This is a genomic window from Lacinutrix himadriensis (genome assembly GCF_001418105.1).
GTDB lineage: Bacteria > Bacteroidota > Bacteroidia > Flavobacteriales > Flavobacteriaceae > Oceanihabitans > Oceanihabitans himadriense.
In genome coordinates, this window is record NZ_LIQI01000022.1 from 798121 (window position 1) to 813496 (window position 15376).

Genomic DNA, 15376 nt, shown 5'->3' on the forward strand with positions numbered 1-15376 from the left:
AATACTTTAAGTTCGTGTTTTTGATTTATATTTTTATTTATAAAAAATATAGCAGCAATTAATATGATAATTAGAAAGATAACTACTATTTGATTAACTGATAATTCCATAATTATTGAATTCTTAAGCTAAAATAATCCAGTCATTTTAAACTAGGTGTGACACGAGAGCTTCTGCTGTAAATTATTTTAGTATGTTTTTCTGTTTCAAAAATATAAGGACTTTCTGAAAAATATTAAGACATGAAATACCGTAGCACAAATATCTTGTAATCAGTGCATTATGATTGTGTAAAAATTATTTTGGCTAAATTTATTTATTCATTTTTCTCATGTCTTAACCAATAATAAATATTTTTATATCACAAAAAAACCTCACTATTTCTAGCAAGGTTTATATGTTATTATTATTATTATTATGAAGACTAAGAGTAAGCAAACGGAAAACGGTTACTGCCTACTGCATACTATCTAAACGTGTTTTCCAACTTCAAATCCGTGTTTTCCTAAAAATTGGTTTCCACTTTCAATAGCATCACCTTCTAAAGTGGTTCCCATAGAATCGTTCCAACGGTTTAAATAACCAAATAAGGAAACTACTCCAAGCATTTCAACAATTTCACCTTCGTCCCAGTGTTCGTGTAAACGTTTTTGTATCGTTGCGTCTACAGCGTTTGGCACTTGACTAGCAGCTAAGCTAAAATCTAAAGCCGCACGTTCTGCTTCTGAAAAAGCAGGATGTGTTCTGTACTCCCAAATATTATCTAGTTGTTCTTGTTCTGCTCCATAACGTTCTGCAGCGCGAATAGCATGTGCTTGGCAATATCTACAACCTGTAGCATTACTAGAAACCCAAGCAATCATACGTTTTAAGGCTGAGGTTACGCGACCTTCGTTAGCCATAACGGCTTTATTTAAATTTATAAAAGCCTTGCTAATCGCAGGACGACGTTGCATGGTAAGTACCGAGTTTGGGCAAAACCCAAGGGTTTCATTAAAGAATTCTGCAAGCTTTTTGGTTTCTAAATCGTGGTCTGCAGATAATGGTGTAACTAATGGCATAATATTTTATTTAGTAGTATTTTTGAATGAACAATAAACATCTTCTTTTACCATCTAACTTTGTTAGCATAAATAGATAGATGTGCATTGTGTCTTATTTATTTAAATAATCTTACACAAGAAACAAAAAATCTTATAATATGTCTGATAAAATTACAACCAAATGGAAAGGGAATATGGTTTTCGAATCTGATAATCCGAGATGGGATTCTATAATGATGGATGCTTCCGAAGATTTTGGAGGTACAAATTCTGGAATGGCTCCTAAAGCAATGATGTTATCTTCTTTAGCGGGTTGTTCTGGTTTAGATGTGGTTTCCGTTTTAGATAAAATGAAAGCACCTGTTGAAGATTTTTATATGACCGTTGAAGGGGAACTTACAGACGAACATCCAAAATACTACCATACCGTAACCGTAGAATATCATTTTACTGGGAAAGATTTAAACGAATCTAAAATTAAAAAGGCAGTGGACTTGTCTGTAGATAAGTACTGTGGTGTTATGGAAATGTTTCGTCAGTTTGCAGAAGTAAAAACATCTATTCATTATCACAATAAGTAGCGAAAATTTTCTATATTAGTATATGCGTTGGACACTTAAACCAAAACCGGAAGCTAAAAAACTAGAAGCTTTACAAAAATCACTACAAGTAGATGAAATTGTTGCAACCTTACTTTTGCAACGCGGCATTGAAACCTATGAGGAAGCCAAAACCTTTTTCAGACCAAGTTTAAGTGATTTGCATGATCCGTTCTTAATGCAAGATATGGACAAGGCAGTGGCAAGAATTGAAGCTGCTTTTGCAAAGGGTGAAAACATATTGGTTTTTGGTGATTATGATGTGGACGGTACGTCTTCCGTAGCATTAATGTCTTCCTATTTAAAAACTAGAACTGCAAACGTTGCAACCTATATTCCAGATCGTTATGAAGAAGGTTATGGTGTTTCGTATCAAGGAATTGATTTTGCAAACGACAACGATTTCTCCTTAATTATCGCTTTAGATTGCGGTGTAAAAGCCATTGATAAAGTCGCTTATGCTAAAGAAAAAGGTGTCGATTTTATTATTTGTGATCACCATAGACCTGGAGAAAACTTACCAGATGCTATTGCTGTTTTAGATCCTAAAAGAGACGATTGTAAGTATCCGTATAAAGAACTTTGTGGTTGTGGTGTAGGCTTTAAACTCATTCAGGCTTTAGCTAGTAAAGAAAATAAAACCGTAGAAGATCTCACCGAATATCTAGATTTGGTAGCCACCGCAATTGGTGCAGATATTGTTCCTATTACCGGAGAAAATAGAGTGCTTGCGTATTTTGGAATGCAAGTTATTAATGCCAATCCGAGACCCGGAATTCAAGCCATTATCAACCAAGTTAAAAAAACGAATCTCACGATTACCGATGTGGTTTTTACCGTTGCGCCAAGAATAAATGCCGCTGGAAGAATGAAGCATGGTAATTATGCGGTAACCTTATTAACCGAAATGGATTTTCCATTAGCGGAAAAATATGCTGCCGAAATAGAAGAATTTAACACCGATAGAAAAGATGCAGATCGACGAATTACAGAAGAAGCTCTGGAGCAAATTGAAGAACAAAAAGAACAGGAAGGTTTTACTTCTGTTGTTTACCATGAAACTTGGCACAAAGGCGTTATTGGTATTGTGGCTTCTCGATTAATTGAAACCTATTACAGACCGACTTTAGTGTTTACCAAAAGTGGCGATAAATTAGCGGCTTCGGCACGTTCGGTTTCTGGTTTTGATGTGTACAATGCCTTGGAAGCTTGCGCAGAACACATTGAACAATTTGGAGGACATAAGTATGCTGCAGGTTTAACGCTGAAAGAAGAAAACTACGAAGCTTTTAAACAAGCTTTTGAAGATGTGGTTTCTAAAACTATTGACAAATCCTTATTAACGCCTGAAATTAAAATCGACAGACAGATCGATTTGCATCAGGTAAATGATAAATTAATGCGCATTATGCGCCAGTTTGGACCTTTCGGACCAGGAAATATGACGCCTATTTTTGTAACTGAAGATTTAAGAGATACCGGTTACGGAAAATGTGTTGGCGAAGACGATAAGCATTTACGAATTACCGTAACACAACCAAAAGCGAATAAAATGGTTTGTATTGGCTTTGGTTTAGGAAACAAGCTGCACTTGATTGAAGATAAACAACCATTTAAAGCAGTCTATTCTGTAGACGAAAACCATTGGCAAGGAAATGTGTCTCTCCAATTAAAACTGAGAGATATCAAAGCATAATTTATAGCAAAAAAAGATGTAATTACCTTGGTACTTATTTTACATTTGTGCCAAAATTTAAAATAAACTTTTCACATGGTTAAATGTTATCTTTATCCTACAAGGTTTTAAATTAAAATATTCCTGTTTTTTAGTTGAAGTTGAGAGGCATTAAGCAATAACATCTTAAAAACTAAAATAAGAAACTAGGTTATTTTACATTTGTACCGAAAACTAACATAGACCTTTCTGGTTTTAATGTTAGATTTTTATCCTGCGAGGTTTTAAAACCTTGTAGGTATCAAACTAAAAGATTCCTGCCTTCGCAGGAAATTAATATGGCGAAAAAAGATCCTTATGCAGCATTACGAATTAAAGAGTTTAATATTTTTTTACTAGTTCGGTTTGCCTTGATTTTTGGTTGGTCTATGCAATTTATTGTGATAGAATGGCAAGTGTATGCATTAACAAAAGACCCTTTGTCTCTTGGTATTATTGGCCTGATGGAAATTATTCCAGCATTAGCCATGGCGTTATTTGCAGGTCATATTGTAGACCAAAAAGAAAAACGAAACCTGCTAGCGATTTGTATTGCTGCTTTTTCGTTAATTAGTTTTTGTCTTTTCTGGTTGACCTCTCCAGAAGTTATTAGCTCTTGGTCTAAAAAAAGTATGCTCTATACGATTTACGGATTGGTGTTTTTTGGCGGATTTTTACGTTCGTTTTTCGGGCCAACCATATTTTCATTAGTTGCTTTAATCGTACCTAAAAAAATATATGCGAATGCCGCAACATGGAATAGCTCTACTTGGCAAATGTCTCGTGTTTTAGGCGTTGCTTTTGCCGGATTCTCCATTGGCTGGCTTGGTGTACATTATTCTTTATGTATTGTTTTCGCGCTCGTTTTAGTTTCTTTATTATTCTTGTTTCAAATAAAAAGGAAACCCATTCTTAACGATAAAATTGGCGAGCCTATGATGCAAAGTTTAAAAGAAGGTGTGCATTTTGTTTTTAAAACAAAAGCGATTCTAGGTGCTTTAACTTTAGATATGGTTTCGGTGCTCTTTGGTGGAGCAGTTGCTTTGTTGGCTATTTTTGCACAAGATATTTTAAAAGTGGGACCGCAAGGTTTTGGTATTTTGGTTGCAGCGCCATCTGTTGGTGCTTTTATAACCATGTTAATTACCGCGTATATTCCAATTAGTAAAAATGCAGGAATGAAGTTGTTGGTAGCCATTTTTGGTTTCGGAATATGTATTGTTGTTTTTGGGCTATCTACTTCGTTTTGGTTGTCGGTTGCAGCTTTATTTTTTAGCGGTGTCACCGATGGTGTTTCTATGGTGATACGTCAGACGATTTTACAAATTAAAACGCCAGATAATATGCGAGGTCGCGTGTCTTCCGTCAACTCTATGTTTGTTGGTTCTTCTAACGAACTTGGTGCTTTTGAAAGTGGTGTAACTGCGAAACTTATGGGAACAGCAACAGCGGTTGTTTTTGGAGGAACCATGACCTTAATCACGGTAATTACTACCGCAATTGTTTCGCCAACGTTTAGAAAATTAGATCTAACCAAGGATATTGAAGAACATGAAAATGCAGAATAATTTTAGAGCTATTCATGGCATATAAAACGGGGTTGCTTTTTTATATAAAGTATATATCTTTGCAGTATGATACGTAAAGTAAATAAAGCGGTGAAAATTGCTTCCGAAAGAGAAATTGTTATCTCCTCCATCAAAGTAGCTCTAGTTGTTGGTTGTGTTTTGAATTTGATAAATCAAGGCGAAAAGCTAATCGCATTAGATTTTAAGCAATTAAATCTTTTAAAGTTTTTTATTACTTTTTCTGTGCCTTATATGGTTTCTACTTATGCCTCGGTAAAGGTGAAACTTGAGCGAGAGAGAGTTTAGTCTGCGGAATGCAATACGCCTAAAAAGAGAATCCAATCTACAGGATTAACTACTTATTTTTTATATTTTTTTGAGTTGGATTGTATCAGTAAATACGGAATTCCGATAGCGATAGAAATATAAAAAAAGATATTCGCTACGTTAGTATCTGCTAGCCATTTGGAAGCGAAATAACCAATTATCATTAGCGCTGCCATACCAAACATCACATTTCTAAAAAGGCTTGCAATACCTTCGATATTGTAGTTTTCTTTTTCCTCCTTGCTCATGGTATTGTAACCAGCAATTAGGAAATAGAATTTTCCATATTTTATTAAAGCACCCAGAAGAATAAATATAATAGCAGTTATCAGCATGGTTTACGGATTATAGGTTTTTAAAATCATGTTTTCTCCATCAAAAACACCATAGGTGTAATACTGAATCCAATCGCCAAGATTCACGTATTTCGCGTTGTTTTCTAGGTCTATGTCTAACGGAAGATGTCTATGTCCGAACACAAAAAAATCTCTGTGTTTGTCTTCTAGTTTACGTTTGCAATATTGTACCAACCATTCTTCATCATTACCTAAAAACTTGGCATCATCATCACCAGAAATAAGTTTGTTTTTTACCGACATGTATTGTCCGATGCGCATAGCGAAATCTGGATGTAAAACACGTTTAAACAACCATTGGCATATTGGGTTGGTAAACACTTTTTTCATGCGTTTGTAGCCTTTGTCTTTTGGACCTAAGCCGTCACCATGACCAATAAAAAACGTTTTATTATTAAAGGTAAATTCTTTTGGTTTGTGGTACACAGGAATGTTTAATTCCTCTTCAAAATAGCCATCCATCCATAAATCATGATTACCAACAAAGTAGTAAATCGGAATTCCGGAATCGGATATTTCGGCAAGTTTCCCCAAGGTTCTTGTAAATCCTTTAGGTACCACGTTTTTATATTCTACCCAGAAATCGAATAAATCGCCTAAAAGAAAAATGGCTGCAGCATCTTTTTTTACGTGATCTAACCAAGCGACAAACTTTTTTTCACGAGGAAGAGAAGCTTCTTTTGTAGGAGCTCCTAAATGATTATCACTGGCGAAATATATTTTTTTTCCTTCTGGAATTTGCATGTTGTAAATATAAAAAATGTTTGTTAGTTAGCTGGATGCCGCGTTAAGGATTGAGCAATTGTTGGAGCTCCTTGCAAAGAGCGACTTGCGAAAGCCTGACCCTTTGTCGTTTTTACGAAAAAGGGTAACTCCATAATTATTCTTAAAAACTATTTGTTATCACTAGCATACCACTCGGCATAAGAGCTTGTTGTTTCTTGTAACTTAAGAGAATGTAGCTTTATATTGTCTGGTAAACGTTTTGATATTTTGGAAGCAAAGTCAATAACCATCATTTCACTGGTTGGTTGATAATCTACCAAAAGTACATTGTGATCTCTGTCGGATAATTCTTTAGCAAGCTCCAGGTGTGGTGTGTTTTTATTAAAAACGGTGGCGTGATCAAAAATTTCAACTATATCTTCTTTTACTATTTTTTTTAGATCGCTAAAATCTATAACCATCCCAAACTTTACGTTGGTTGCATCTGTAATTGGTTTTCCAATAACGGTTACAAATAATCTGTAACTGTGACCATGAACGTTTTTACACTTACCATCATAACCGTAAAGTGCGTGACCAGTCTCAAAAGAGAACTGTTTTGTAATTCTAATATTACTCATTGTATTGTTTATTTCACTGCAAAGATATTCATTTTGTAAAAGGAAATGCTTTTTAGATTACATTTGCTCACTTTTGTTAAGACTAAGCTTGATGCAAGTAAAGTTATGAAACAAATTTTTGAAGGACTTGCATTTACAGAAAACCCTTTATACGAGAGAGTTATTGATGATCTGTTAGCGAAAAAATATAGTATTGTTGAAGATTTTTTTTCTGCGGAAGAAGTTCTAGTTTTAAGAAAATCTTTAATTGAAAAGCACGAATTAGATGCTTTTAAAAAGGCTGCTATTGGTAATCGTATTAACGAAACCATTGAAAAAGCCATTCGTGGAGATATTATTTTGTGGATGGACGAAAGTAAAGCAGATACTTACGAGCAGTTATTTTTTAATAAAATAAACAGCTTAGTTACTTACCTAAACAAGACTTGCTTTCTAGGGATTTTATATAAAGAGTTTCACTACGCATTGTATCCTAAAAACACGTTTTATAAACGTCATATAGACACCTTTCAAAACGATGATAGACGAAAATTATCTTTTGTTTGTTATTTGAATGAAGACGGTTGGTTGCCAGAAAATGGTGGCGAATTGGTATTGTATTTAGATGAGAACGGCGTAGAAACCGAAAAGGTTATTTATCCGTTTCCAGGACGTGTGGTGATCTTTGAAAGTCAGATTATAGAACACGAAGTAAAACCTGTACATACCGAGCGATTGAGTATTACAGGTTGGTTAAAAACAAGATAATTATCTGCGTTTATTTCTGTTATAAAAATAGATGATAACTAAGGCTATTCCTAGCACTAAAAAAAAACCGTTTCCGCTTAAAAAATTTAATATTTCCATTTTATTGTTGAATTATTCTTTTTTGTTTTTATTGTATCGATATATAAAATAAGCAAGTGCTACTAATACAACAAAAGGCAGCATAGAACCAATAAATACACCAATGCCGTAATTAGCATCTGGAGCACTATTTATTTTTTCATTGATGTCCACTTCTTGTAAAACAGCTAAAAATTTCATTTTATATTGTATTAACTTTGGGTAAAGTTACACCTTTTGTGAAAGTGGTAAAAATTCTTTTCTAAATTTTATTATTAATGGTAATCCTCTAGCGATAATCCAAAGGGTGAAAGCAATAAAAATACCGTATAATTTGTAGTCTAAAGCATCTAACCAAAACAGGATTGGAACAAAAACGACAAAAGTAGAAAAGAGTAGTACGTTTCTAAGGATTTTCATTTTGCCTAAACCTTTAAAGATGCCATCAAAAATAAAAGCTAAAGCACAAAGCGGTTGCATGAGTAATACGATCCAGAATATGTTGTAAAATTCTTCTAAAACTTGAGGCTCTTTAGTGAAGATGGTTCCTAAAGGATAATATAAAATCGCGCCTAATATTGCAATAGTGATTCCTAGAACAATGCCGTATTTAATTAATTTATTACTTAATAGTATTAAGTTTTTATATTCTTTTCCTCCTATTAATTTTCCCGATAAAATATTTCCAGCACTAGCATAGCCATCAATTATAAATGCGCCAAGAAACCATAGGTTTATAGCAATAGTGTATGCTGCAATGTAGTTTTTTCCATAGCTTGTAGAAAAAGCACTTGCAAAATATAAGGTGACATTTAAGGCTAGTGTGCGGACAAACAAATTAAGAATCATTATAATAAAACGTTTAATTTCCGGATTAAAAGGAAAACTAAAACGCAGCGGAATATTGGTTTTTGTTAGTAGATAATATGCAGAAAAAATAGCCATTAAAAACTGCGCGATAACACTTGCATAGGCAGCACCTTTAATGTGCATAGCAGGAATATATCCTTCGATTCCGTACACCAAAATGAAATCTAAAATAATGTTTGCAGAGGCACCAATAATAGCAATTAGCATTGGGTGATAGGTGTTCTGTAAACCTCTAAAGGTTCCGAAAACCGCAATGGTAAATAACGTAAAAGGGAATCCGAAAACGCGAATTTTATAGTAATCTACGCTATAGTCTAGAATTAATCCAGAAGCATTATACAGTTTAAAAATACTTTGCGCAAAAGGATAGGTGCTAATAATTATTAAAATACTTAGGGAAGTAATAATAAAGATCGCTTGTGCAGGCAGGTTTTTAACCGCATCTACATTATCTGCACCAACATATTGTGAGACGATGGAAGATATAGCACTTCTTGTTTGTCCTAAAACCCAAATAAGCATAGATATAAAAGCACCAACAATACCAACAGCAGCTAAAGACTCGGTAGCGTTTATATGTATATTACCAACAATAGCAGTATCTGTTAAAGATAAAATAGGTTCTGAAACGCCAGCAATTAATGCAGGAATTGCAAGTTTATTTATTTGTTTCAGACTTATTTTGGTTGACAAAAGTTTAAATTTTTATTTAAGAAAGGGTAAAGGTCGCAACTATTATTATAAAATCTGTATTTTTGCATTCTAAATAATAAGTAATGAAAAATATTCTAGTTCCTATTGGTGCATCTCAAAATGCAAAAAACACTTTGCAATACGCTATAGATTTTGCGCAAGTTATGCAAGCAGATGTTTATGTTTTCAGATCCTTTAGTTTAGCTCCAAAAGCAGGAACAATAATAAATGTAGATAGTATTGTTGCTAGAGAGCAGGTTGCAAATGTGAAAGAAGTTGTTGGTCAAGTAGACACCAAAAATGTAACCGTAAAAATAATATCTGCAAAAGGAGGAGTTGTAGATAGTATAGAGACGATAAATAAAGAATTAGGAATAGATTTAATAATTGTAGGACAGCGACCTAATGATTTACAAGAAAGTTATTTTTTAGGAAGAACACCAGGAAGCATTGTGAAAAAGACAGATATTCCTGTATTAGTTATACCAGAAGGATATGTTTATAAACCGATTACAAAGATTTTAACAGCAATAAAATCTGGTGTCGTTAGCAAACAGAATTCCTTAGTACCATTACAAAAGATAATAAAGACCTTTGATACAGAAATGCATTTACTGCAAGTAAAAACGAAGGCTTTTTCTACAGAAGATTCCGAAATAAATGTGGAGTTGAAAGCGTTAGCTACTTCGTATAATAGTACTGAAAATGCAACTTTATTTCAAGGTGTTTTAGAGCATTTAAATACACATAACCCCGATGTTATTTGCGTTTTTAGACGTAAAAGAGGATTCTTTAAAAAACTTTGGGAGCAAAACACGATTAAGAAAGTAGATTTTGAAAGTCGCGTGCCTCTTTTAGTCTTAAAAGGAGCAGAGTAACAAATAACTATATAAAAGAAATACTTTTAGTAACTACCTGTTGTAAAGCTTCAGGTAGTTTTTTGTTTTTATAAGGATGGGAAGCATCAAATACATGATTGCTATTTTCTATAGAATATAATTCACTTTTGTTATTCCAGGCATGTAAATTTTCTGCTTCCTTAAATTTCACGGAAGGATCTCCTTCTGCATGAATAATTAAAAAAGGAATGCTTACTTTTTTGGTTGCCAATTCTATATTTAATCGATTTTTATTTGCTTTGTAGTCTAAATAAAACTGATAGTTGTGTGGCATTTGTTGATGGGTTCTACCATTTAAAACATACTTAACACCCTCTTTTTTCCATTGTTCTAAATCTCCAGTTGTGGACGTTCTTTTACCAAACCCGCTTACACTTGCCCAAGTGATTAGTTTGGTTATTCTAGTGTCTTCTGATGCTTTAATTATGGAAATTCCTCCACCTCTAGAATGACCAATTAGCGTAATGTTATTGGTGTCTATTTGCTCTGTAAATTCATTTTCTTTAGATAAAAGATGGTTTAACATACTGTCTACATCCTCTAACTCTTTGGTATAATTGTTTTCAGCAAAAGCATCCAAATCTGGAAAATCTATTGGGTTTTCTACTGTGCCGCCATTATGCGAAAAATTAAATTTCACAAAAAACAAGTTTGCTTCACTGTACGCTTGTGCAACTAAATCCCAAGCGCCCCAATCTTTAAATCCTTTATAACCATGGCAGAAAAGAACTAACGGTTTTTTTGTATTATTCTCTTTATAGAAAGCATCCCAAACGATTGGTTTTTTGGAATCTCTTTGTAATATGTTGTTTTTCTGTATCATTATACTTCTTTCTCCACAAAAGGAATCTTTGGATTACAGATTTCTAGAATGATTTTTTTAAGTTCTATTTCAAAATGCTGCATGGTTTCTTCCGTTATAAGCTGGTTTTTATTTCTTCCTTCTTTTACTGCGAATTTTAAAAAACCGTTACTTAAGTTTTTAAAGGATATAATACCTGCTTCCAATGGAAATTGCACGTTGTTTTCTTTCATCATCATATACGCGTACATCAATACTTGAAAACTCTTGCTGTATTTTTTGTAGTCTGTGGTTAGGTCTTCCCAATTAGAAATTTCGACTTCATTAGATAATACTTTGCCTGTTTTATAATCAATAATTCTAGTGATACCATTGTAAGTATCTACGCGATCTACTTTTCCGGTAAGATTAACTGTAAAGTCTAACTCAGGAATGTTAATGGATGTTCTGTTATTTGCTTCTAGAGAAATGATTTTAATCTCGTTTCCTTGTTTTACATCTTCCATTTCTAAATTTAGAAAATTGAGGACGTAGCGTTTTGCAATTTCAAAAATGATGAGGTTTTTTCCTGTGTTAATATCTCCTTCTTTATATTCATTCTCAAAATGATAGGTAACTCTTTCATTAATTTTGGACTTTTGCTTTTCTAAGGCATCCACGGTTAAAAAGGCACTAATAAAGTTGGTGTATAAATCTTCTAAAGTATTGTGTACAACGGTACCAAGTGTGTTAAAAGCAACACTTTCTTCTACGTCTTCTTGTTCTGAAATTCCTAATATTTTCTGATAATAGAAATCGATAGGATTCCTAATGTAATTAGTAATGGAAGAAGGTGAAAAACCTCTTTCTGCAACATACTTCAACTTGTTTTGTATGGCATCTGTTTTTTCAATTTCTAATAATTCGGTAAAACAAGCTTCTACTTTTGGCGTTACAATTTGGTGTTTTATTTTGTGATCTCCTTCTAATTCTAATTGCGTTATAAATCTACTTTTTTCTCCACCAGTTAGAATATCTGCTTCGGTATTATATAAAATATAAACGTTTTTAGCACGTTGTAATAACCTATAAAAGTGGTAGGTGTACACTGCGTCTTTTTCTTTGTAGGTTGGTAGCTGATTTTCTATTTTTACATCGAAAGGAATAAAGGAGTTGTTTGTTTTTCCTGACGGAAGCACACCTTCATTTACCGATGCTATAATTACGGTTTCAAAATCTAGAACGCGTGATTCTAACATTCCCATAACTTGTAAACCTTGTAGCGGCTCTCCTTGAAAATCTAAAGTAGCAGCACTTAATAATTCTTTATAAAGGCCATGCAGTGTGTTAACATCTTTTATGTAGCTATATCTAGCATTTAGACTTGATAGTTCATTAAAAAGCTCGTTAAAGCGGAATAAATATTCTAGAGAGAGTTTATTTAGTGGTTTATTTATATCTAAGTTTTCCTTAATAGATAAAATTAGATTCAAACAGTTTTTAAGAATACTTTCTACGCTGTTTTCTTTTACAACAAACAATAAGTCTATTACGTTTGTTGCGGTGGGGCTAAGTTCTTTTAAACGATCTACCGTTAAATAAACTAGGTTATTTGTTAATATAGTTTCAGTTATTTTGGAAGCTGTATCTACATTATCTGTATTCATTAGTGGTCTAATAAATTGATGGGATATAATGGCGATAACATCTTTATAATAAAAGGTATTACTTGCTTTTTTATGTACTTGAAATATTTGTTCAAATAAAGAAGCTAGCGGAATGGATTGCAATGGGAAACCCATAGTGATGTTTAATGCATCAATAGATTCTGGTAGTGCGTTTAATGTAGGAGTAAGTAGATTTTCATCTGCAAGTACCACAGCTGTTTTTTGTAGTGTAGGGTCTTTTTCTTTTAAAGATTTTAAAAGGGTGCCTATATATTTTGCTTGCCCTATGTTTTTAGGAATACCAACGACTTCGATGTTTTTAGGTTGTGTGTAGTTATTGGTTTTCCAGTTAAAAGGATTCGTGGAAAAGTACTTCCAGTTTTTGTGATGCTGTCTGGTAAACAAACCAGCATCATGGTATTTATTGTCAAAAAATTTCTGGTCAATATCCCAAAAAATTTCTGCCATTTCATTTTGAAGTAATTCTTGAATAATATTTTCTTCCGCTTTATTTAGTGCGTTAAAACCTAAAAAAACATGTTGTTTTTCTGAAGCAGTTTGTATGTACGATTCTATATTTTCTACAGCCTCTCTATAAATTAGTCCTTGGTAACCTGTTTTGTTTTGTAGAAGTTCTTCTGCAAATTTGGTGTAGTATTGGTTTAATTTATTCCAAAAGGAAAGATATTTTTTTATAAAATCCGATTTAGGTTCTTCTAAAGACCAGTGTTTTAAATCTTGAATAGCACTTAAATAGTTAAATATTTTTTCTTGCGGAATGAGATACCTGTCTATTTCATTAAAATCCTGAAGTAATATTTGCGCCCATTTTGAAAAAGAATCAAAGCTTTCTTGTTCTTCTTTTTTAGTTAGTTCTAAATAGACTTTATAAAATACAAATAGGAGTTCTGTATTTGAAGTTTTTTTTAATTGCGATAGATCTTCTACAAACTCCTCAATACTAATTATTTTAGGAGATAAAATAGTATGATTAACTATTTGTGCAATTTGGTGTTTTAAAAAGATACCAGCACGTTTACTGGGTAAAATAAAGATTAATGAAGATAAATCTTTATTCCTGTTTTGTAAATCTTTTAGTACATCTAGAATGAATGTTGTCATTCTATAAAAATAAAAAACGCTTCGATATATCGAAGCGTTTTTATTAAATATTTAGATTGTTTTGTGAAACTTATTTTCTAAGTTTTACTTCAACACGTCTGTTATTTTTCTTTCCAGCTCTTGTAGCGTTAGAATCGATTGGGTAATCTTCACCAAATCCAGCAGCAACTAATCTGTCAGCGTTAACTCCGTTAGAGATTAAGTAATCTCTTACAGCGTTAGCTCTTCTTTCAGATAATAATTGATTAGAAGATTTAGGTCCGTCACTATCCGTATGTCCTTCTAACGTAAAGTTAGATTCAGGATATTCTTTTAAGATAGCAGTAATCGCTTGTAATACTGGGTAAGTTTCTTGTTTGAAAGAAGACTTAGCGCTTGAAAATAAGATTGTTCTAGCGTAGTTGTTTAATGTTGCCATTACTTCAGCAGTTGGAGCAGCAATTACTTCTGGACAACCATTGTTTGCAGCTACACCTACTTCGTTAGGACATTTATCATCTTTGTCTAATACACCATCACCATCAGTGTCTGCCCATGGGCAACCATTGTTAGCAGCAGGACCAGCTTCACTTGGACATTTATCATCTCCATCAGCAACTCCGTCACCATCAGCATCAGGACAACCAGCTAAAGCTTTTAATCCAGCAACTGTAGGACATTTGTCATCTTTATCAGCTACACCATCACCATCAGCATCAGGACATCCGTTAAATTCAGCTAAACCAGCTTCATTAGGACAAGAATCTTTTGAATCCTCAATTCCGTCACCATCTGTATCAGGACAACCGTTAAATGCTTCTAATCCGAAAACTTCTGGACAAGCATCATTTTTGTCATATATACCATCACCATCTGAATCTTTTCCACCAAACTTAACAGTTATACCTGCAGAGTGTTGGAAATGTTTAGATAAGTAATCTTCAAATGAATGTTTGTAAGTAGATTGAAGGTTTAGTCCAATGTTTTCTGTTAACCAGAAATTTAAACCAAAAGAACCGTTTAAAGTACCAGCTCCAATTTCATCAATCCAAGTGTAACCACCACCAACACCTAAATAAGGCTCAATAGTGTTACAGTTTAATAAATCTGCAAAGCTATATTTAACAGCTCCGTCAAGACCATAATAAGTCATTTCGCTAACTGTTAAGCTAGGTACTCCTAATGTCTCTCCGATTTTTTCAATTTTGTTGATAGATCCTGTTACTCCAACAGAAAATCCATTATTGATGTATTTAGATACATTAATAGTAGATAAAGATGGAAGGATGTTCCAGTGATCTGTTGCGTTAAAGAACTCATCAAAGTAATCTCCTTGAGGAGCGTTTTCTCCAACTGGATAAAGATCGACTGCGTTTACCCCGAAACTAATTGCCCAAGGATTGTTATCATCTTGTGCATACGTGTTGCTAAAACCTAATACAAGCAACATAGCGAACAATAATCTGCTAAGATTTTTCATATTCAAAAATTTAATTTTTAAGTGTTAATTGATAAGCAAAAGTAAGTTGTTAAATATTATTAACAAAGACAAATATAAAAAAATATTAAAAAAAATCTTTAATTATA

General features: G+C 33.3%; 15 protein-coding genes. 6 read left to right on the plus strand and 9 right to left on the minus strand.

Annotation, left to right across the window (positions count from 1 at the left end):
• Positions 1-470 precede the first annotated feature (470 nt).
• Complete coding sequence (locus tag AMD28_RS11180) at positions 471-1061, minus strand: carboxymuconolactone decarboxylase family protein (RefSeq protein ID WP_055444191.1); 591 nt, start codon at positions 1059-1061, stop codon at positions 471-473.
• A 140-nt stretch (positions 1062-1201) separates the two neighbouring features.
• On the opposite strand from AMD28_RS11180, the gene AMD28_RS11185 reads away from it, so the two are divergent.
• The 4 genes from AMD28_RS11185 to nrtS all read left to right on the plus strand — a co-directional run bounded on the left by AMD28_RS11185 (position 1202) and on the right by nrtS (position 5230).
• Positions 1202-1624 (plus strand): OsmC family protein, encoded by a 423-nt coding sequence (locus AMD28_RS11185; RefSeq protein ID WP_055444192.1) that lies wholly within the window; start codon positions 1202-1204, stop codon positions 1622-1624.
• A 22-nt stretch (positions 1625-1646) separates the two neighbouring features.
• Positions 1647-3338, plus strand: a complete 1692-nt coding sequence (gene recJ / locus AMD28_RS11190; protein ID WP_055444193.1) for a single-stranded-DNA-specific exonuclease RecJ — start codon at positions 1647-1649, stop codon at positions 3336-3338.
• Between the two features lie 317 nt (positions 3339-3655).
• The gene (locus AMD28_RS11195; protein ID WP_055444194.1) at positions 3656-4924 is read left to right on the plus strand and encodes an MFS transporter; all 1269 of its coding nucleotides are present in this window, start codon (positions 3656-3658) and stop codon (positions 4922-4924) included.
• 66 nt (positions 4925-4990) lie between these two features.
• Positions 4991-5230: a nitrate/nitrite transporter NrtS gene (nrtS, locus tag AMD28_RS11200; protein ID WP_055444195.1), complete on the plus strand. Its 240-nt coding sequence runs from the start codon at positions 4991-4993 to the stop codon at positions 5228-5230.
• A gap of 53 nt (positions 5231-5283) precedes the next feature.
• Here nrtS and AMD28_RS11205 read toward each other — a convergent pair whose 3' ends face one another.
• From AMD28_RS11205 to AMD28_RS11215, 3 genes are all read right to left on the minus strand, one after another.
• Positions 5284-5586: a DUF3784 domain-containing protein gene (locus AMD28_RS11205; protein ID WP_055444196.1), complete on the minus strand. Its 303-nt coding sequence runs from the start codon at positions 5584-5586 to the stop codon at positions 5284-5286.
• A gap of 3 nt (positions 5587-5589) precedes the next feature.
• Positions 5590-6351: a UDP-2,3-diacylglucosamine diphosphatase gene (locus AMD28_RS11210; RefSeq protein WP_055444197.1), complete on the minus strand. Its 762-nt coding sequence runs from the start codon at positions 6349-6351 to the stop codon at positions 5590-5592.
• 149 nt (positions 6352-6500) lie between these two features.
• The gene (locus tag AMD28_RS11215; protein ID WP_055444198.1) at positions 6501-6953 is read right to left on the minus strand and encodes a 6-pyruvoyl trahydropterin synthase family protein; all 453 of its coding nucleotides are present in this window, start codon (positions 6951-6953) and stop codon (positions 6501-6503) included.
• Positions 6954-7058: 105 nt separating this feature from the next.
• On the opposite strand from AMD28_RS11215, the gene AMD28_RS11220 reads away from it, so the two are divergent.
• A complete protein-coding gene (locus AMD28_RS11220) occupies positions 7059-7700 on the plus strand; it encodes a 2OG-Fe(II) oxygenase (protein WP_055444373.1) in 642 nt (213 codons plus the stop codon).
• Positions 7701-7811: 111 nt separating this feature from the next.
• On the opposite strand, the gene AMD28_RS18715 is transcribed toward AMD28_RS11220, so the two are convergent.
• Positions 7812-7979 carry a hypothetical protein gene (locus AMD28_RS18715; protein ID WP_162838502.1) on the minus strand — a complete coding sequence of 56 codons (168 nt, stop codon included), beginning with the start codon at positions 7977-7979 and terminating at the stop codon, positions 7812-7814.
• A gap of 27 nt (positions 7980-8006) precedes the next feature.
• Positions 8007-9341 (minus strand): MATE family efflux transporter, encoded by a 1335-nt coding sequence (locus tag AMD28_RS11225; protein ID WP_055444199.1) that lies wholly within the window; start codon positions 9339-9341, stop codon positions 8007-8009.
• A gap of 83 nt (positions 9342-9424) precedes the next feature.
• Between AMD28_RS11225 and AMD28_RS11230 the strand changes: the two genes are divergently transcribed.
• A complete protein-coding gene (locus tag AMD28_RS11230) occupies positions 9425-10219 on the plus strand; it encodes a universal stress protein (RefSeq protein ID WP_055444200.1) in 795 nt (264 codons plus the stop codon).
• Between the two features lie 7 nt (positions 10220-10226).
• Here the strand turns inward: AMD28_RS11230 and AMD28_RS11235 are convergent, their stop codons facing one another.
• The 3 genes from AMD28_RS11235 to AMD28_RS11245 form a co-directional block, all read right to left on the minus strand.
• Positions 10227-11063 (minus strand): alpha/beta hydrolase family protein, encoded by an 837-nt coding sequence (locus AMD28_RS11235; RefSeq protein ID WP_055444201.1) that lies wholly within the window; start codon positions 11061-11063, stop codon positions 10227-10229.
• A complete protein-coding gene (locus AMD28_RS11240) occupies positions 11063-13810 on the minus strand; it encodes a PD-(D/E)XK nuclease family protein (RefSeq protein WP_055444202.1) in 2748 nt (915 codons plus the stop codon). Before AMD28_RS11240 ends, AMD28_RS11235 begins: the two co-directional genes overlap by 1 nt.
• Positions 13811-13880: 70 nt before the next feature.
• Entirely contained in the window at positions 13881-15269 is a 1389-nt protein-coding gene (locus tag AMD28_RS11245) for an OmpA family protein (protein WP_055444203.1), read from the minus strand.
• Positions 15270-15376: the final 107 nt, after the last annotated feature.

Bases quoted from the DNA above. Each gene is read 5' to 3' on its own strand.
- AMD28_RS11230 (WP_055444200.1), top strand. From the start codon at position 9,425: ATGAAAAATATTCTAGTTCCTATTGGTGCATCTCAAAATGCAAAAAAC.
- AMD28_RS11180 (WP_055444191.1), bottom strand. From the start codon at position 1,061: ATGCCATTAGTTACACCATTATCTGCAGACCACGATTTAGAAACCAAA.
- recJ (WP_055444193.1), top strand. From the start codon at position 1,647: ATGCGTTGGACACTTAAACCAAAACCGGAAGCTAAAAAACTAGAAGCT.
- AMD28_RS11245 (WP_055444203.1), bottom strand. From the start codon at position 15,269: ATGAAAAATCTTAGCAGATTATTGTTCGCTATGTTGCTTGTATTAGGT.
- AMD28_RS11185 (WP_055444192.1), top strand. From the start codon at position 1,202: ATGTCTGATAAAATTACAACCAAATGGAAAGGGAATATGGTTTTCGAA.
- AMD28_RS18715 (WP_162838502.1), bottom strand. From the start codon at position 7,979: ATGAAATTTTTAGCTGTTTTACAAGAAGTGGACATCAATGAAAAAATA.
- AMD28_RS11215 (WP_055444198.1), bottom strand. From the start codon at position 6,953: ATGAGTAATATTAGAATTACAAAACAGTTCTCTTTTGAGACTGGTCAC.
- AMD28_RS11205 (WP_055444196.1), bottom strand. From the start codon at position 5,586: ATGCTGATAACTGCTATTATATTTATTCTTCTGGGTGCTTTAATAAAA.
- AMD28_RS11240 (WP_055444202.1), bottom strand. From the start codon at position 13,810: ATGACAACATTCATTCTAGATGTACTAAAAGATTTACAAAACAGGAAT.
- AMD28_RS11195 (WP_055444194.1), top strand. From the start codon at position 3,656: ATGGCGAAAAAAGATCCTTATGCAGCATTACGAATTAAAGAGTTTAAT.
- AMD28_RS11210 (WP_055444197.1), bottom strand. From the start codon at position 6,351: ATGCAAATTCCAGAAGGAAAAAAAATATATTTCGCCAGTGATAATCAT.
- AMD28_RS11220 (WP_055444373.1), top strand. From the start codon at position 7,059: ATGAAACAAATTTTTGAAGGACTTGCATTTACAGAAAACCCTTTATAC.
- nrtS (WP_055444195.1), top strand. From the start codon at position 4,991: ATGATACGTAAAGTAAATAAAGCGGTGAAAATTGCTTCCGAAAGAGAA.
- AMD28_RS11235 (WP_055444201.1), bottom strand. From the start codon at position 11,063: ATGATACAGAAAAACAACATATTACAAAGAGATTCCAAAAAACCAATC.